Source organism: Dorea sp. AF24-7LB (assembly GCF_003478575.1).
In the GTDB taxonomy this organism is placed as follows: Bacteria; Bacillota; Clostridia; order Lachnospirales; family Lachnospiraceae; genus Dorea_D; species Dorea_D hominis.
Genome location: NZ_QUFR01000003.1, coordinates 163,396 through 183,097 on the forward strand (window position 1 = coordinate 163,396; position 19,702 = coordinate 183,097).

At 42.0% G+C, this 19,702-nt stretch carries 14 protein-coding genes; all 14 read right to left on the reverse strand.

The genetic code is table 11. From position 1 onward, the window contains the following. Positions 1–7 precede the first annotated feature (7 nt). Positions 8–1,135 carry a CDP-glycerol glycerophosphotransferase family protein gene (locus DWY31_RS04785; protein ID WP_021861637.1) on the reverse strand — a complete coding sequence of 376 codons (1,128 nt, stop codon included), beginning with the start codon at positions 1,133–1,135 and terminating at the stop codon, positions 8–10. Further along, the gene (locus tag DWY31_RS04790; RefSeq protein ID WP_021861638.1) at positions 1,119–2,519 is read right to left on the reverse strand and encodes a sugar transferase; all 1,401 of its coding nucleotides are present in this window, start codon (positions 2,517–2,519) and stop codon (positions 1,119–1,121) included. The genes DWY31_RS04785 and DWY31_RS04790 overlap by 17 nt, the downstream gene beginning before the upstream one ends. 154 nt (positions 2,520–2,673) lie before the next feature. Further along, positions 2,674–4,884 (reverse strand): SH3 domain-containing protein, encoded by a 2,211-nt coding sequence (locus DWY31_RS04795; protein WP_117538129.1) that lies wholly within the window; start codon positions 4,882–4,884, stop codon positions 2,674–2,676. After that, positions 4,881–6,281, reverse strand: a complete 1,401-nt coding sequence (locus tag DWY31_RS04800) for an LCP family protein (RefSeq protein WP_118519671.1) — start codon at positions 6,279–6,281, stop codon at positions 4,881–4,883. Before DWY31_RS04800 ends, DWY31_RS04795 begins: the two co-directional genes overlap by 4 nt. A gap of 75 nt (positions 6,282–6,356) precedes the next feature. Continuing rightward, complete coding sequence (locus DWY31_RS04805; protein WP_021861641.1) at positions 6,357–6,620, reverse strand: HPr family phosphocarrier protein; 264 nt, start codon at positions 6,618–6,620, stop codon at positions 6,357–6,359. A 15-nt stretch (positions 6,621–6,635) separates the two neighbouring features. Then, positions 6,636–7,925 (reverse strand): CdaR family protein, encoded by a 1,290-nt coding sequence (locus DWY31_RS04810; RefSeq protein WP_118519672.1) that lies wholly within the window; start codon positions 7,923–7,925, stop codon positions 6,636–6,638. Then, positions 7,903–8,787 carry a diadenylate cyclase CdaA gene (cdaA, locus tag DWY31_RS04815; RefSeq protein WP_021861643.1) on the reverse strand — a complete coding sequence of 295 codons (885 nt, stop codon included), beginning with the start codon at positions 8,785–8,787 and terminating at the stop codon, positions 7,903–7,905. The genes DWY31_RS04810 and cdaA overlap by 23 nt, the downstream gene beginning before the upstream one ends. 32 nt (positions 8,788–8,819) lie before the next feature. After that, a complete protein-coding gene (locus DWY31_RS04820) occupies positions 8,820–9,959 on the reverse strand; it encodes a hypothetical protein (RefSeq protein ID WP_021861644.1) in 1,140 nt (379 codons plus the stop codon). 1 nt (position 9,960) lies between these two features. Next, positions 9,961–10,356 carry a hypothetical protein gene (locus DWY31_RS04825; RefSeq protein WP_021861645.1) on the reverse strand — a complete coding sequence of 132 codons (396 nt, stop codon included), beginning with the start codon at positions 10,354–10,356 and terminating at the stop codon, positions 9,961–9,963. 57 nt (positions 10,357–10,413) lie between these two features. Next, positions 10,414–11,166, reverse strand: a complete 753-nt coding sequence (locus tag DWY31_RS04830) for a ComF family protein (RefSeq protein ID WP_021861646.1) — start codon at positions 11,164–11,166, stop codon at positions 10,414–10,416. Beyond that, complete coding sequence (gene recD2, locus DWY31_RS04835) at positions 11,159–13,363, reverse strand: SF1B family DNA helicase RecD2 (RefSeq protein WP_117538126.1); 2,205 nt, start codon at positions 13,361–13,363, stop codon at positions 11,159–11,161. Before recD2 ends, DWY31_RS04830 begins: the two co-directional genes overlap by 8 nt. 23 nt (positions 13,364–13,386) lie before the next feature. Further along, on the reverse strand, positions 13,387–14,376 hold the full coding sequence (locus DWY31_RS04840; RefSeq protein WP_021861648.1) for a rod shape-determining protein: 990 nt from the start codon (positions 14,374–14,376) through the stop codon (positions 13,387–13,389). A gap of 129 nt (positions 14,377–14,505) precedes the next feature. Then, entirely contained in the window at positions 14,506–17,346 is a 2,841-nt protein-coding gene (uvrA, locus tag DWY31_RS04845; RefSeq protein WP_117538125.1) for an excinuclease ABC subunit UvrA, read from the reverse strand. Positions 17,347–17,429: 83 nt separating this feature from the next. Beyond that, positions 17,430–19,412 (reverse strand): excinuclease ABC subunit UvrB, encoded by a 1,983-nt coding sequence (gene uvrB, locus DWY31_RS04850; protein WP_118519673.1) that lies wholly within the window; start codon positions 19,410–19,412, stop codon positions 17,430–17,432. Positions 19,413–19,702: the final 290 nt, after the last annotated feature.

Below are 19,702 nucleotides of genomic sequence, written 5' to 3' on the forward strand. Positions count from 1 at the left end.
CCTCCGTTTATTTAATAAATCGAAATATAAAATCTGCAATGTCTTTTGTTGCATGTTCTGTTGGTGTTACATATTTATCTGCAAACTGCTTTAAGGCTTTCTTATCATAAGAGTCTTCTTCGATCGCACGCACGATCTCAGCTGCATCTTCGGATATCACACCCGGCAGTTCGTTTTCATAGTCAATCGCAAGTCCTCTGCCATTTTTATAAAAATCCATGTCGAAATCATAGAAATACAGCGGAATGCCGAGTACTGCTGCTTCGTATATAATACAGGAATAATCACTGACTACATAATCTGCTACGGACAGCATCTCAAAACTTGAAAATCCGTCAGCGCTCATGGTCTCATTCTGAAGCTTCATCTTCGACAGCGGATGTAATTTCACAACCAGATTATATCTGTCTGTATCGACTGCATGAATCAATTTTTCAAGTGCCGGACCAAATGCTGTCTCATCTTTCCGAAATGTCGGAATGTATAAAATCACCGGCTTTTCTTTCAGTTTCGGATATTTTGCATATATCTTCTCTTTTGTCTTTTCCTGATAAGACCTGCTGTTTAGCAGATCCAGTCTTGGAAGCGGCATAGTGACGATTTTTTCAATCTCACAGCGGAATCCTTTTGCCAGATGATCCTTGTACGCATCTGCACTCGCAAATACATAATCATAATTCTGATGCATCTTCATTGCTTCGGCTATCTCGCGTCTGCTGCCTTCTGCTGTATCCAGTGCTGTATAGCCGAACTTTTTCATTGTTCCCATGGAATGCCACATCTGGATAACCGTCAGCGAATTTTTATGTTTTAGCAGGCTGACCGGAATACAGTAAGTATCCAGCACCGCTACCTGTGCGGTTGCAAGATGGTACATCTGCGTCAGCATATGGAAACCATAACGAATCTTTCCGAAAAGGCTGGAATCCACGCCCCCATCCAGTGTTTTACACAGCAACACAACCTTAACACTTTTGTTTTGTTTTAAGAGTTCATGTTCCACCATACGGAATTCGTCCGATGGCTCATTACTCTGCCGGCTGAGCATGACAATTTTTTTCTGTGTCGGCAATAATTTCATACCATTATATAAAAGCTGCAGCCCTGCCGTACCTATTTTAATTATTTTTACCATGTTTTTTTTCTTTCCATTTTTCAAATTTATACGGACAGTGTTTGTTGTTCTTATCAAACGCCTCTGTACTGTCTGATTTCAGTAATACAATTGCCGTCTGGAAAATAAGCTGGATATCTTTCAGTATACTGAACTGTTCAATATACATCATATCCATGATCAGCTTATCTTTCGGTGTCGTATTATACTTGCCTCGGATCTGCGCATACCCGGTCAAACCGGCTTTCATGCGGAGACGGTACTCAAATTCCGGAAGTTCTTCGGTATATTCCTTTACATTTTTGATCATCTCTGGTCTCGGACCAACAAATGTCATATCACCTTTTAATACATTTAAAAGCTGTGGAAGTTCATCAATTCTTGTTCTGCGAAGAAACTTGCCCGGCTTCGTGATACGGTCATCATCCTTTGTAACGGAATGGTTATCATTATTCGGCTTCATGGTGCGAAGCTTATACACTTCAAAACGCTTGCCGTGAATGGTCGCTCTCTCCTGTTTAAAAAGAACCGGCCCTCCATCATTAAGTTTCACTGCAAGACTTCCAAGGATCCAGAACGGGGAAGATAAAATTCCTAGCACAAGCGACAGAACAATATCCATGCTCCGTTTTACAATTCTCTGCTCCATAGTAAGTGCTTTTACATTCTTATTCAGCAGATATACATCATTCAACACATATTGTTCCGCATTCAGTTCCATAATATCTTCGATCTCCGGATTGAAATAAAGATTCACATTGTACTGATAGCACCAGCGCATAATATCTGTACGCGCTTCTACCGGTACATCATATACGAATACAGTCTGCGCTTCTTTGATATACTTTCGCTTATCCGGATTGCGATAATCCACAACAGACGAAATCTGATATTGCTTTTTGAATTTTTGCATAGAAAATACAAGCTCGTCCAGCCTGCGCTGTGAAGATGTGATCACGCAACACTGTTCCGGCTTGTGGATCAGGAAAAACAACCAGTTTCCCGCATATGAAAAAAAGATAATGAGAACAAGCTGTACACAAAGAGCGAGTCCTAAAAGTCCCAGACTGTTCAGACGGAATTGCCATACGCTCGGTACATTGGTTCTCATGATCATTAACTGCAGATAAGTAACAATATCTGTGCAGATCACGGCAAGTGTCAGTGAATAGATGATCGGCTTACTCTTTCTGCGCCCCACATCATATTTCCCGTATACAGACAGGAACAGCAATCCAACAATCGCGAATGTTGATACAGTAATTCCAAGTGTACGGGACAATCTGGTCAGTCCGATACTCTCTCTTCCCATGATACGGACAAACGCCATCATTAAAGATATATAGAAAATAAATTTTATAAATAACCACAATGTTGTCTCAAATTTATGCAAATGTTTTTTCATTCAGCCACCTCAAAATACGCATATATTTAATATACCTGTAACATTATATACGAATATGTACGATATTTCAAGGTTTATCGGCACGACAAACGGCACCGCGCTCTCCCATGGGATTACACGATGCCGTTTCATTCCTTTTTTTATGTAAATATTTTTATGCTTTTTTCAAATACTTTGACGCAATGTAATAGTTTTTGCTATTCATTTTAAAGCGATACCACTTATATCCATCTGCCTTTTTGGAATAGCCGTTTTCTACGTTGAGCTTCTGTCCTTTTTTCAAAGTTCCCTTCGTCGCATACTTCGTTCCGGCTCCTGTCCGGTAATTGACACTTGTTGTTGTCACATATTTTGTATATGTTTTCTTTGCCGCTGTTACCTTTTTCAGGTATTTTGAAGCAACATAATATTTTTTACCGTTCATCTTAAAGCGATACCACGTATAACCGTCCGCCTTTTTGGAATAGCCGTTTTCTACATTGATCTTTTGTCCTTTTTTCAGTGTTCCTTTCGTCGCATACTTTGTTCCGGCTCCTGTCCGGTAGTTAACGTTTGTTGTTGCTTGGTATGTTGAATATGTTTTTGCCTGTGCAGGCTTTGGATCTGGTTTTGGCGTTGGTTTGTCATTCGAAGAACCGCTCTTTTTCGTCACTTCAATTCCAATAGCATCAACTGCTTTTCCGGAACTTGTCACTGCATAGATCATACATTTTCCGGCTTTCTTTCCTGTGACTTTACCACTGTCATTCACAGTTGCCACTGCCGGATTACTTGTCTCATAATAAATCTTTCCTGCTTTTGAAGATTTTGCGCTAAGCTGTTTTGTATTACCTGCCACAATCTTCGTGTTCGTATTCATCTGCAGATAACGGCTGGATACATAACCTGTCTTTCCGGCATACGTTACTTTCATCCAGTACGGATTTGCCTCCTGCGTGGAAACCGCCAAACTCTTGTCCGTATATTTTCCGCCACTGACTGTCACTTTCTTTCCTTTCGGTATCGTGCCAAGTGAAGGCGTACTGGACGAAACGCCTTTGCGTAGCGTGACATTCGTTGTAACAGTTCCACTCTTCACAGATTTGGAAATCGTCACGGTCGCTCCCTGTGACGGCATATTTTTATAAACCGGAATGTAAAATACATAAGCATCATTGACAATATTCATATTGTTATATGTATTATAAGTAGAATTTGCTTCCGCTGCCGCTCCCGTCAGATTCTGCATATACTGATGGCTGTAATATGGTTTTACAATTGTATTAAAGCGTTCATAATAAATCGTATTCTGTCCGCGCTTGATGAATTTTTCTGCGATCCATTGCGCCCCTCCGGTAATGGAACTGACCGGAGACATCCACGGTCTTGTATAGGAAGTGTTCTTCCCGCTCGATCCGCCCTTTGCAAAAATAAGACCATTGGCAACCGCTGAACCGGTAGCTCCTCCCGGCACTGCACCTATATTATAGTAATTATAATATCCACGGTAAGATTTCCTGCCATAGGAATATTTGCCGGAAATACTTCCATTTGTCAGCTTAGCGCCTGTCTCCTGCCGGATCTTGGATGTCAGGAACAGTGGACTGACGCCCGCATTTGCACCGGCAGCAAGAATCGTCTCGCCATACGTCCGTTTCAAATTAAATGTTTTTCCTTTTTTGTCCAGATAACTGATCTTCTTTTTATAAAGATCTGTCCCTTTTAAAATATTTTCCACACCAGTCAATGTATGATATTTGGAATTATAATTCAACGCTTCAAACATGAAAATATATCGATCCGTCAGAAAATTCCTTGGATCTGCATAATAAGCAACTGCCGGTCTGCTTGCCGATACCCAGTTTGGTCCATCCTTTCCTATGTAGGCTCCTGTAGAAGCATTATAATCTGTACTCTTTTTACTGAGCAGAAGGCTTCCTGCTGTCTTCGGCAGAAGACTGTTATTCGTGCTGCTCTTTCCACCAGAAATACTTTCCTTAGCCACGACTTCATTCCAGTCCTGCCCTGTATTTTTCGCAATAAACATCCAGTTTGGATGTGCTTTATGAAGTGTGGCAAGCAGCTTCTGATAATCAGCAGGAAATTTCTTCAGTTCACTGCTGTAAGTTCCTGTCACCGCTCTTGCTTTGTTCTCCTTGAGCCAGCCTGTATACTCCTGTACCAGCTCTTTTGTCTCTTCATCCTGCTTCGCAGGCTCTTCCGTTTTTTCTGATGTTTCCGTCTTTGCCGAATCCGGGCTCTGCATTTCCGCAGTTTCCGCCGTTTCTGTATTTTCTGCGGGCTCTGCCGCACAGACCGGCAAAGTACACAGCATCACACCTGTTAATGTCATTGCAAACATCTGCCTTATTTTCTTATTTTTCATTGCAAAGCCCTCCTCATTTTCTTTTTAATTTTTGACACAGAACTTTCATATGGAACAGTTACATATAACGCTTTTCCTTTATAAGAATAGCAATACTGTTTTCCGCTGGAATCTCCTTCCGCCGCCACAGACTGAACATCCCAGCCTTTCATTGTGCCAAGCTGCATGCGGATCAGCGACTTGATCTGATTCTCAGACATATTCGTATCTGCGCTTCCTGCCACGCTGTTGATTATACTGTTTGCATGTAAGACGATCTCCGGAGACATCGCTTCATGAATCAGTGCAGTCAGAAGCGCCTGCTGGTTTTTCCCCCTCTGATTATCTCCCGCTGCCAGGGCATGTCGTTCTCTTACAAACGCCAGCGCCTGCTTTCCATTAAAATGATTCGCTCCTTTTTTTACATCCACTACTGTTCCGGATTCTTTTCCTGTTGTAAATGCCAGCTTGGATTCTACATCTACTCCTCCCATAATATCCACGATATTTTCTACCGAAGAAAAGTTTACACGTACAAAAAACGGAATCTCTATATCATATAGATTTTCCAAAGTTGCAATCGATGTGTCGATTCCATATACTCCTGCATGCGTAAGCTTGTCCTTTTGTGTTCCGGACACCCCCGGAATCGTCACATAATAATCCCTCGGTGTTGTCGTAAGAAGAATCTTATGTGTCTGCGGATTCACAGTTGCAATCAGATTCACATCACTACGGCTCTTTTTATTAATATTACCATAAACATCAATACCGCTGATATAAACGTTGAACGGCTTTTGTATTACATCAATTGATTTTTCTTCCGTGTATTTACCGCTTTCTTCACCAATTGCGATCGTATCCAGCGCCGAATTAACTTTTAATCCATAAAAACAGAGAATACACATCAACGCCGCCGTCACAAGAGAAATCCATTTTCCGGTTGATTTCTTTTTCCATCTGCCATTCACTCTGCGTTTCCCGTAACGCACAGCCCGCATCTGCATAATCTTAACGATACATGCAAATATCAGCAATATCGCTGCAAATCCCACCATATATGGCACCGGTAAAATTCCAAGAATAATCATGGAACCAAAAGCTGCAATGGAAGCAAGAACCTGCAGAATCCACAACAAATGAGAAACTGCACCAATCTTTACCGGTCTCCAGTCATCCCGGCGTTTTTTACGTTTTCTTCTCTTCTGATTACCGGATCTTGCTGTATACGGATCTGCATCACGGTATCTCCGTCCTGTTGTATACGGATCCGTATCGCAATATCTCTGTTTTCCAGACCGTCTGCTATATTCATCATACAGATCTTCACTGTATCCTTTCCTGCTTCTCTTGTATTTTCGTTCCTGATTTGGCAAATGATCTAATTCATTATACAATTCATCTATATCCTTAGCCATTATTTATCTCCCTTCTGTATATCCGAGTTCCTTAACAAAAAACAGTTTTTCCTGTTGGAAAAACTGTTTTTACTTTTACTCTCCCAATCCGTCTTCTACAGCGCTGACCATCGCTTTCATTGCATCAGCTTCGTCTTCGCCGTCGCAGATTAAGACAATCTTATCCCCTTTTTTTATACATGCTCCAAGCACACTCAGCACACTTTTTGCATTTGCTACTGTCTCTTCATGTTGAAACAGCACTTTGCAGTTATAATAGCTCGCCGTATTACAGAATACCCCCGCAGGTCTCAGATGAAGCCCCGTCGGATTACTGATCGTTACTTCCTGCTTTAACATATTGTTGCCTTTCTCTTAATTGTTTTCTTTCGTTTTTTCTTCGTCCTTGACATTCGCCTTCGCTTTATTTTCAAGCACTACTTTAATGCTCATACTCTTCTCCAACGTACAATGTTCCGGAAGTGATACCTGAATTGGAACATTATAAGTTCCGGGTTCCGTATATTTTGCCAGATCAATACTTACACTTTCATCGATATTTATCTTATTGAGCGCATCTTCCGGTCCACGAATCTGAATATCCAGTGCATCTGCGGATTCATAATTGATAGACAAATCACTGTCAAGATTCAGAACCGATACAGAACCTACTGATATTTCGAAAGATTTTGTTCCGTCCTTTTCTATCAGGATCGTTACTGCCACAGAATTTACATTCTCATCAGCCAGTACGATTCCATCCGGAAGATACTCCGAAACATCTATAACCTTTTCTGTCTTTTCTTTCAGATTTTCCATTGCCAGCGCTGACGCCGGAATCTGAATCTCTGATAGCTGCTGAAGCTTATCAACATCTCCTGACACACTGATCTCTTTCGGTTCGTATTTAATATTTGAAAATTCATAACCATTTGCTGCCTGGATCGCTGAAGTGTCAAAATTCAACGGTACGTTTTTTGTACGAAGCAGTTCAACGTGAATGTCTACACCTTCTGTACCAAGATTATTGCTCAAGAGATTCTGGTCAATCTCATTGTTATCTTCATCATATAGTTTCAGCTCAGATTCCAGCGTTGATGTCTTGGATAAACCAGACACACTGACTGTAGCTTCTACTTTACTGATCTTATCAATTACGGTTTTCGGTCCACGGATCGATACTTTCTCCGGCATAGCCTCAATCTGTCCTAAAACATATCCATCACGTACCGTACCTGTTGTCTTTGGAACGATTGGGAATTTCTTTGTCTCCTCATCTTCCAGTTTCACCTGCATATTGCGTGGTGTCGCATATGCATCCGCTACTTTATAATTTTTCACCGTAACTTCAATCGGTATCTGTGTCTCCAATGTAAGTTCCTTCATATCAGCAACAGCAGTGATATCATTTGCACTTAATTTACTCAAAACAGAACGTTTTGCCTTTACCGTAACTGTAACATTCTGTGTATCATCCAGAATCTGATACGTCTTTGGAGAATCCTCTGAAGCAAGCACTTCTGTATTGATCACTGTTACAGGAATGTTACTGAAATTCTGATCCATGATCGGATCATCAATATTAACCACTATAAGCCACAACAAACCTGCAGCCAGAAAGGCTAATATCTTAAGACTAAAATTATTCGACAGTCTTGTTCTCATTCTTACGCCTTCCTTTCCGCAAAGAATACCATTTACCGGACTCCACCTTGCGGTTCTGGATCTGTTCCAGACTCGCTCTTAATTCCTCTCGTGTAATATCACGAAGAAGTTTTCCACTGTGCGCAACTGAAACAGCACCTGTTTCCTCAGAAACAACAATGATCACTGCATCACTGACTTCGCTCATCCCCACAGCTGCACGATGTCTTGTTCCCAGATCTTTGCTAAGTTCCATGTTGTCCGACAACGGCAGATAACAGGTTGCCGACACAATTCTGTCTCCACGCACAATAATCGCACCGTCATGAAGTGGTGTATTATGTTCAAAAATCTGTTCCAGAACCTGTTTGGAAATCAGGCAGTCCAAATGAATTCCTGTACTCTCGTACTCTGTCAGACGGATTGCCTGCTCTACTACGATCAGCGCACCTGTCTTCACACTTCCCATACTATAAGAAGCTTCTACAATACTTGTGATCGTATCCTCGCTGAACCGCACTCTGTCTCTTGTCGTATCAAACGGAACCATAGAAGAAAGTACACTTTTTTCTCCCAGCTTTTCCAAAGCTCTACGAAGTTCCGGCTGGAAAACGACAACTGCTGCCGTCGCCATAACCGTAACTGCGTTCTTGGCAAGGAACAAAATCGTATGCATCTGGAAAATTGCGGCAACAAGAATAAACACAGCCAGCACAAGGATTCCTTTCATCAGCATCCATGCCTTTGTATTCTTTACCCAGATCATCAACTGATAGATCAGAAATGTAAGAATCAATACTTCTACAATATCTGTAATCCTTATATTAGGAAAATACACCTCTGTTACATATTTCTGCAAAAAATGAGAAATACGCTGTTCCATTCTGTCACCTCCTTCTTTTTTTATCGCATTCTTTATTTCATATTAAGATCTTTTTTCAAACTCTGTGTCAAAAGCAGTTTATTTACTTCATCAATATCATGTTTCTTTGCAGAAGGACCTTTTTTAGCTGTCGGTCTCTTCCGTCCCTGATTGCTCTGCCTCTGATTCGGATGTACTTTTTCAGCTCTGTCATTCTTAGGCTGTCTGTTCTTGCGGATCTTATTTGTATCCATGATCTCCGTTCCATGTCTTTCATTGATCCGTTTTACGGTCTTCTCCGGTGTTGCCACTGAAAGCTTCGGAACTGCTTTTACATAATAATAGTATTCGTCATCTTCATATTGCAAATTCTCACTTTTTGCATAATCCACAGAGAAGAAAAACAATTCAAGAATCAGTCCAATGATCACCGCAAATATATTGCCAAAGATCAAACCTACATAAGAAGTATGAACTCCCAGTGCCACATCTCCGATTGCAATCACGATAATATTCGCTACTGCTCCGGCAGCAATTGCAATCTTCCATGCATGATCTGCCGCCTGACGGTGAATCGTATATACAAGGAACAAACAGATGATAAATGCTGCAATTGCAATCCACATTTCCTTATTCTGAAACACCTGCTTTACATAAGCAGTAATCTCTGTCATCATTTTTGCTTTCCCGGAACTTTCCATTCCCGGAGCTGCTTTCTTCACATATGCCATCATATAATATACAATCGTTCCACAAATTACAGCTACCAGACTGATCGGTGTTGCAACCAGACCTAATGCGATTGGAATAATGTATGGAATATTGAACGCAAATGCGATTGGTGTCAGCAATACTACAATTGCCATTTTCGGTGTCAGGCGTAAATAAAAAATATACATAACAAGAAAAATCAACGCTGTAACTGCCAGTGCCGAAACGGATGCTGCAAACATATGTACCAGAATCAGCGCTGTAGCAAGAAGTACCGTGATGATCATCGGGAAGAATGTACAGATCACAGCAAGAGCCAGCGTTGCTACCGGTGATGCCGCCGCTTTCATAAAGCCGACATTACCATTGATCAGATAAAACGTCACCAGTGCGAGCACAAATTGTATTCCCTTATCGAATACTCTGGAATGTGCTGCATACAGTTCCCGCATTTTTTCTCGTATTACAAACAGATTATCCATATTATTGTTTCTCCTTTTCATACAGTTTAAGCAGTTTTATCAGATCATGATTATACATCTTCACTCTCTGTCTTGCATCCTTATGTTTCTGATTATACACATGGCTTGTCACACCGGCATATATCGCCAGTATCACAACATATCCTACTACTGCAACAAGCATCATAATGAGCATTAACAGCAATGACATATGACCTACGATCAGGTCAAATCCCGCCAACAGTATCAGCATCCACACACAGATATATCCAACCGTAACCCACAAAAATGAGCAGATTGAATGTAAGCCGACATAATCTTTTCTATAGTATTCACTGATCTTAAAATCTTCTTTTCCCTGTGTCTGTTCATATAAAGCAAGTTTTGTCATCAACTTCACTTTGCTTCTATCTAACATAATCCACCTCAAACTTCTATTTTCTACTTTTAAACATCATTTTAAGTATAACAAATATCAGTATCCTTGTCCAATACTTATAGTTAAAAAATAGACTTTTTCAGCGCCTGCTTTTTTCAGCAGAAATGATACTGCATCGATCGTATTTCCGGTTGTATAAATATCATCTACAACAACAATCGTACAGCCTTTCCGGAAGCGGTATTTTAGTCCAAATGCCTGCTTCAGGTTCTGCTTTCTTCCTCTGTGTCCCTGGTTTTTTTGTGGCTTTGTATTCTTTGTGCGGACTACAAGATCTGTTTCCACAGGCAGGTTCATAAGTCTGCCGATCTCTGCAGCAAGAAGTTCTGCCTGATTATAGCCTCTCTTCTTTTTTCTCTTTTTATGTAACGGAACCGGTATGAGTACATCCGGATTCCATCTTCGGATCTCTTTTTCAAATTGTCCGACCAGTACTTTTGCGTATTCTTTAGCGAATGCTCTTTGATTATGATATTTAAATTGATATATAGAATTGCTCACCGGTTCTTTATGCACCCACACTGCACTTCCGGCATCAAAATAGTGCTGTCCCTCTGCACAGTCATAGCAGTATTCTTTTTCAGATACATGCAGTGGCTTTCCGCACTGTACACATCTTGGTTCAGTCACAAAAAGTGGCTTAAGCTTCTTCTGGCATTCAGGGCAGATCCCCGTTCTGTATGCCCTCATGCAGAATGGACACCTCTCCGGCCATAAAAGTTTTAACAGCCACTTCCATATTTTTTCTTTATTATCTGCTTTACTATTGCTGTCTTTATTCTTAATCAATAAACTCCTGGATTCGTTCTGCCAGGCTCGTATTCCTGTTCTGTTCGTGTGTATTACGAATCATTTCCTGAAATACGGTTTCACTCCCCACAAGTGTCACACATTGTTTTGCCCGTGTCACTGCTGTATACAAAAGATTTCTCGTATAAAGTTGTCTTGGTCCCTGCAAAAGCGGAATGACAACCGCCGGATATTCACTTCCCTGCGCTTTATGAATCGTGATTGCATATGCAAGTTCCAGTTCATCTAACAGCTGATACGGATATTTGACTTTCCGCTGTTCATCAAACTCTACCGTCACAGTTTCTTCGTATGTATTAATCTCACGGATAATTCCGGTATCTCCATTAAAAACGCCCTGCCCTTTGTCTATGGTCATTCCATATTTTGTAGATACTTCCCATTCCAGTTGATAATTATTTTTAATCTGCATAACTTTATCACCTTCACGGAAAAGCCGTTCTCCATATTCTTTTTCCTTTTTATTCTTCTGTGACGGATTCAGATATTCCTGTAAAATCCGATTCAGCCGTTCCACTCCAAGAAGACCTTTGCGCATCGGTGTCAGGACCTGGATATCATATGGTTTTGCGTGTACATATTTGGGCATCTTCTGTTGGACAAGTGTAATTGCAATACTAATGATCACATTCGGATCCTGTCTTTTCAGGAAGAAAAAATCCATACTCTTATTATCCAGTACAATCGGTTCTCCCTGATTGATCTTATGCGCATTCACTACAATATCGCTTTCTCCCGCCTGTCTGAAAATCTTTGTCAGCATAACGACCGGAAAACATTTCGAAGCTATAATGTCTTTTAAGACACTTCCCGGACCTACACTTGGAAGCTGATTCCGGTCACCCACAAGGATCAGACGGGTTCCCGGAACAATCGCACCAAGCAGTGCATACATCAGTGGCAGATCCACCATCGACATCTCATCTATGATAATTGCATCTGTTTCCAGCGGATTCTCCGCATTTCTTCCAAATCCGGATGGGGTGTCTTCCTCCTCCGGATTTCCATTCACTTCCAGCAAACGATGAATCGTCTGTGCCTCATATCCGGTTGTCTCTGTCATTCTTTTTGCAGCACGTCCGGTAGGCGCAGCCAGCGCAATCTCCATTCCTTCGCTTTCAAAAAAATGAATCATTGCATTGATGGTTGTTGTCTTTCCTGTACCCGGGCCTCCGGTCAGCACCATAATCCCGTTTCTCGCCGCCTCCATGACCGCTTTTTGCTGCATTTCATCCAACTGCATCCCTGTATTTTTTTCAATTTCATGAATGCGGTGGAGAAGGACTACATCTGCAATTTCATCCCTTGTATTCAGATCATGCAGCATCTTTGCTGTATTCAGTTCCATATAATAATAATGCGAAGCATAGATTCTGTCTTCTTTTACAACGATTTTCTTTTCCATAGAAAGATCCATCAGATATGGCTCCAGATCTGTAATTCGTACGCCAAGCAGTTCGCCCGCGCGATACAGCAGTTCCTTCTTATGCAGGTAAATATGTCCTTCCATGACACTTTCCTGCAAAGTATAAAAAATACCGCTGCGGATCCGGAAATCGGAATCTGTATGGATTCCAACTTTTGATGCGATCTCATCAGCAGTTTTAAAGCCAACACCCGGCACATGATCTGCAATCTGATATGGATTATTTTCTATCACACGGTAAACATTCTGCCCGTAATGCTGATAAATCTTTGCTGCAAGAGTCGTAGATATTCCATAATTCTGCAGGTAGATCATTGCCTCCCGCATTTCTTTTTTCTCTTCTACCTGAACAGCAATCTCTCTTGCCTTCCGCTCGCTGATTCCCTTGACTTCTGCCAGACGTTCCGGCTCTTCTTCAATGATCCGGAATGTCTCTTCCTTAAACTTCTTGACAATCCGTCCCGCAAGTGCCGCTCCCACGCCTTTAATTGCGCCTGAGCCAAGATATCTCTCAATGGAAATCAGATCTTCCGGCGCACATACTCGTGAAGCCGATACCTGAAGCTGTGTTCCATACAGCTTATGTACCGTATATTCGCCTTCAAGCTCCAGAAGTTCGCCTTCTTCTATATAATGAAACTTTCCTACACAGGTCAGTTCACCATCTTCATTATTTAAATTAAAAACTGTATAACCATTTTCTTCATTCCGGTATACAATGTGTTCTACATAACCTTTTATCTCTTCCATATGTGCTTCTTCGTATTTGTATTTTAATATTCTTTCTGTCCACTCATAAATTCAACATACTGTCCGGTTCCAATAGCAACTACCTGCATCGGTTCATCAGCAGTCATTGTATTAATACCGGTACGCTCTTCAATCAGCTCTTCCAGCCCGCGGAGCATTGCTCCTCCACCAGTCAGAACAATGCCACGCTCCAAAATATCTGCTGACAGCTCCGGCGGAGTTCTCTCCAATACGTTCATAATTGATTCTACGATCTGTCCCGTTGTCTCCCTTAATGCCTGCTCCGTCTCCGACGAAGAAATTGTTACGACTTTTGGTAATCCGGTTACAAGATTACGGCCTTTCACTTCCATCACTTCGTCTTCCATCATCTGATAGGTCGTTCCGATCTTAATCTTAATATCTTCTGCTGTCCGCTCACCAATCAGAAGATTGTGTTTTTTCTTCATGTAACGGACAATGGCTTCATCAAAATCATCTCCTGCAAGTTTCAGTGAGGCGCTCACAACTGTTCCCCCCAGAGAGATCACAGCTACATCTGTTGTTCCTCCACCGATATCTACGAGTAATGTGCCACATGGCTTGGAAATGTCAATTCCGGCACCAATCGCTGCCGCAACCGGTTCCTCGATCAGTTTCACATCTCTCGCACCTGCCGCATAAGTAGCTTCTTCTACCGCTTTACGCTCCACTTCTGTCACACCGCTTGGTACACAGATACTGATACGTGGCTTTTTAAATGAACGCTTTCCCATTGCTTTCTGTACAAAATATTTGATCATCTTTTCCGTCACAGTATAATCTGAAATCACACCATGGCGCAGCGGACGGATCGCTACAACGTTTCCCGGTGTTCTCCCGAGCATCAGTCTTGCTTCTTCTCCGATCGCTCTTATTATATTTGAATCTCTGTCAAAAGCCACAACAGATGGCTCTTTTAAGATAACTCCCTTTCCTTTTACATATACCAGAACACTGGCAGTGCCTAAATCAATCCCAATATCGACCGACATGTTCAATCCCCTTTCATTTCTGCATCTGGTTTTCATGCATGTATCATTATAATCAAATTCCTCTAAAATAGAAAGCCCTTTTTCCTTAATTATTTGTGAAGCAAACGTGTATCCTGTCGAATGGAACTATTATTTATCTAACACCTGTCGGATATATCTGCCTGTGTAGGAAACCGGATTGTCAGCCACCTGTTCCGGTGTTCCCTGCGCAATAACAGTTCCGCCCTTATCTCCGCCTTCCGGGCCCATATCAATGATATAATCCGCAGTCTTAATAACATCCAGATTATGTTCGATCACAAGAACGGTATTTCCATCTGCGGAAAGTCTGCGCAAAATTTCCGTAAGTTTGTGCACATCTGCAAAATGCAGTCCGGTTGTCGGTTCATCCAGAATATAGATGGTCTTTCCTGTACTTCTCTTACTCAGTTCTGTTGCAAGTTTGATTCTCTGCGCTTCTCCTCCCGAGAGCTGTGTCGAAGGCTGTCCCAAGCGGATATAAGAAAGTCCTACATCGTACAGAGTTTCCATTTTTCTGCGGATACTTGGTACATTTTCAAAAAAATGCAATGCTTCTTCCACCGTCATATTCAGCACATCATAAATACTCTTACCCTTGTATTTTACCTCCAGAGTTTCTCTGTTATACCTCTTTCCGTGACAAACTTCACAAGGCACATATACGTCTGGCAGGAAATGCATCTCTATTTTTAAAATACCGTCTCCACTGCAGGCTTCACATCGTCCGCCCTTCACATTGAAACTGAATCTTCCTTTTTTATAGCCTCTTGCTTTGGCATCCGCTGTTGACGCAAAAAGATCACGGATCAGATCAAAGACGCCGGTATACGTGGCAGGATTTGACCTCGGTGTACGCCCAATTGGAGACTGGTCAATGGCAATTACTTTGTCAAGCTGTTCCAGTCCTTCAATATTCTTGTGCTTTCCCGGAATTGTTCTGGCACGGTTCAAATCCCTGGCAAGTCTTTTATATAAAATTTCATTTACAAGAGAACTTTTCCCCGAACCTGAGACACCGGTTACACAAGTCATAATGCCAAGCGGAATCTCCACATCGATCCCTTTTAAATTGTTCTCTTCTGCATCGGTAATTTTCAGCCAGCCTGATGGCTTCTCCCGCACTTCCGGCACCGGTATCTTCTTCTTGCCACTTAAATATGCTCCTGTTATCGAATCCGGATTCGCCATGATTTCTTCAGCAGTTCCCTCTGCTACAACTTTTCCACCATGTTCTCCCGCTCCCGGTCCAATATCAACAATATAATCTGCTTCCCGCATTGTATCTTCATCATGCTCTACTACAAGAACTGAATTGCCCAGATCACGCAGATGTTTCAGCGTATTTAATAATTTATCATTATCTCTCTGATGAAGTCCGATACTCGGCTCATCCAGAATATATGCCACACCTACCAGGCCGGAACCGATCTGTGTTGCAAGCCGGATTCTCTGCGCTTCCCCTCCGGATAACGAACCGGTTGCTCTTCCAAGTGTCAGATAATCCAGCCCAACATCCAGAAGAAACCGGATTCTTGCACGGATTTCCTTTAAAATCTGTCCCCCGATCAACATCTGCTGTTTGTCTAATTCCAATGTTTCCAGGAACTGATGCAGTTTTTCAATAGAGAGGTCTGTCAGTTCGGCAATATTGCATCCTCCGACAGTTACTGCCAGCGCTTCCGGTTTTAGCCTCTGCCCTTTGCAGGCACTGCACGGCGTAATCCTCATGAATTCTTCATATTCTGCTTTCATTGTCTGGGAACCCGTCTCTCGGTATCTGCGTTCCACGTTGCGGAGCAGCCCTTCGAAAGCGACATCATACACACCTTCTCCACGCTGACCTTTGTAATAGACTTTCACTTCTTTTCCATCCGTTCCATGGATCAATATATCGTGGATTTTTTTCGGATATTCCTCAAAAGGTGTATCCAGTGAAAATTTGTACTCCTTGCTTAAAGCATCGAGAATCGCATAGGTAAAACTCTTCTTATCGGTACACGACTGCCATCCCAGTACCGTAATCGCACCTTCGGCGATGCTCAGTTTCTTATCCGGAATCATCAGATCTTCATCAAATTCCATTTTATAACCCAGTCCGAAACATTCCGGGCACGCACCAAACGGATTATTGAAAGAAAAGCTTCTTGGTTCGATCTCATCAATACTGATTCCGCAATCCGGACATGAAAAGCTCTGACTGAAATTCATCGTTTCTCCGTCAATAATATCTACCATCATCAGGCCCTCTGCCAGGTGTAACACATTCTCCACCGAATCTGTCAGTCGTTTTTCGATTCCAGGTTTTACAACGAGACGGTCTACGACAATTTCAATGTTATGTTTGATATTCTTATCTAATTTGATCTCTTCCGAGAGTTCATACAGATTCCCGTCAATCCGCACACGGACATATCCACTCTTCTTTGCACGGTCTAAAAGTTTCTCATGGCGTCCTTTTCTGCCACGGACTACAGGCGCAAGAAGCTGGATCTTCGTCCGTTCCGGAAGTGCCATAATCTGGTCTACCATCTGATCGACCGTCTGTCTTCTGATCTCTCTTCCACACTTTGGACAATGCGGGATTCCGATTCTTGCATATAATAATCGGAAATAATCATAAATCTCCGTTACCGTTCCAACCGTAGATCTCGGATTCCGGTTCGTAGATTTCTGGTCAATAGAAATTGCTGGTGAAAGTCCCTCAATGCTCTCTACATCCGGTTTTTCCATCTGTCCCAAAAACTGTCTTGCATAAGAAGACAGCGATTCCATGTATCGTCTCTGTCCTTCCGCATAAATGGTATCGAACGCCAAAGAAGACTTTCCCGAACCACTAAGTCCTGTAAGGACAACCAGTTTATCTCTTGGAATATCCAAATCTACATTCTTCAGATTATGCTCATTGGCTCCCCGTATTCTTATATATCGATTGTTCTCTTTTCTATCCACCGTTTTTTATGCCCCTTTATTTTAATTGTTTCTGCAGCTGCTGCATTTTTTATTCTATCTGGCTTTTTATCTGCCATTTTTCTTTATTCTTCCTTCTGTAGCTTCTTTAATTCTATTAATTTATCACGCAACTCTGCTGCCGCTTCGAAATTCAGCTCTGCTGCCGCTTTCTTCATCTGCTTTGTCACATCTGCGATCAGCTTCTCCAGTTCCTTTGCACTCATAGACTCCGGATCTTTTTCCATCTTCATCTCAGATGCAGCAACTTTCTTTGAAATACTGATCAGATCACGGACGCTCTTCTGTATCGTCTTTGGTGTGATTCCATGTTCTTCATTATATTTCATCTGGATTTCACGTCTCCTTGACGTCTCATCCATCGCTTTCTGCATAGATTCCGTGATCGTATCCGCGTACATGATAACATGTCCTTCCACATTACGCGCAGCACGACCGATCGTCTGTACCAGTGACGTCTCTGAACGTAAGAATCCTTCTTTATCCGCGTCAAGAATTGCCACAAGTGTAATCTCCGGAATATCCAGACCTTCACGCAAAAGATTGATTCCGACAAGCACATCGAAGACATCCAGTCGCATATCACGGACAATCTCTGTACGCTCCAGCGTATCAATATCCGAATGTAAATATCTTACACGGATGCCTACTTCCCGCATATAATCGGTCAGATCCTCTGCCATTCGTTTCGTAAGTGTTGTAATCAGTACTTTATTCTTTTTTACGATCTCTTTATTCACTTCACCAATCAGATCATCAATCTGTCCTTCTACCGGACGCACTACAATCTCAGGATCCAGAAGCCCGGTCGGCCGGATTACCTGCTCTGCCCGGAGAAGTTCATGCTCTTCTTCGTAAGTGCCTGGCGTAGCCGAAACAAAAAGTACCTGGTCAATCTTATTTTCAAATTCATCAAAACTAAGCGGACGGTTATCCAGTGCCGATGGCAGACGGAAACCATATTCCACCAGGGTACGTTTTCTCGACTGGTCTCCATGATACATTCCACCAATCTGCGGAACTGTCTTATGCGACTCATCAATCATCATTACAAAATCGTCCGGGAAATAATTCAGCAGCGTATTCGGCGGCTGTCCCGGAAGCAGTCCTGCCAGATGTCTGGAATAGTTTTCAATTCCGGAACAGAAGCCAGTCTCCCTCATCATCTCAACATCAAAATTTGTCCGTTCCGCAATACGTTGTGCTTCCAGAAGCTTTCCTTCGCCTTTGAAATATTTCACCTGGCCTTCCAATTCAAGCTCAATATCATGAATTGCTTTCTCCATACGTTCCTTTGGAACGACATAATGAGAAGCCGGAAATATTGCAATGTGATTCAATGTATTTTTAATCTCACCGGTAAGCATATCAATCTCTGAAATCCGATCGATCTCATCCCCGAAAAACTCAACTCTGATCGCAGTATCCCCACGGTCTGCCGGCACAATCTCTACTGTATCTCCCCGCACACGAAACGTTCCACGCTTGAAATCCATATCATTTCTGTCATATTGAATATCTATCAGCTGACGCAGTACTTCATCCCGGTCTTTCTCCATTCCCGGTCTTAATGATACCATCATCTGCTCAAAGTTCTCCGGTTCGCCCAAACCATAAATACAGGATACACTGGCAATTACGATTACATCTCTCCGTTCGATCAACGCCGCTGTTGCCGACAGTCTTAATTTATCAATCTCTTCATTTACAGAAGAATCCTTCGCAATGTAAGTGTCGGATGACGGAACGTAGGCTTCCGGCTGGTAATAATCATAGTAGGATACAAAATATTCCACTGCGTTCTCGGGGAACATCTCCTTGAACTCTCCGTATAACTGAGCTGCTAACGTCTTATTATGAGCGATGACAAGCGTCGGCTTCTGTAATTGCTGAATCACATTTGCCATCGTAAAAGTTTTTCCAGAACCCGTAACCCCTAGTAAAGTCTGGCATTGATTACCTTCCTTGAACCCTTTCACAAGCTCTGCAATCGCCTGTGGCTGGTCTCCGGTTGGCTCATATGGGGCTTTTAATTTGAACTCATTCATGGTAAATTCCTCCATTTATGACTTTTAGTACGATCACTATCAGCCAAAAATTCGTAATCAGATTCGTAACGAAATGCTTATTTTTGTCTCGAATAGAGGTCATTTTTGTTTCGTTACGAATAAAAGTCACAAAATTCATTTTTGCGGATAAAACAGCACTCGGAAATGCCTGATGATACTAGGCTCCGGTTCTGTCATATTTTTACTGTTTGTTCTTGTAACAGTCCCTATTATATCAAACATTTTTTTGAAAGTATATAGATGGAAGCAAGAAAAAAGTACAAACGTTC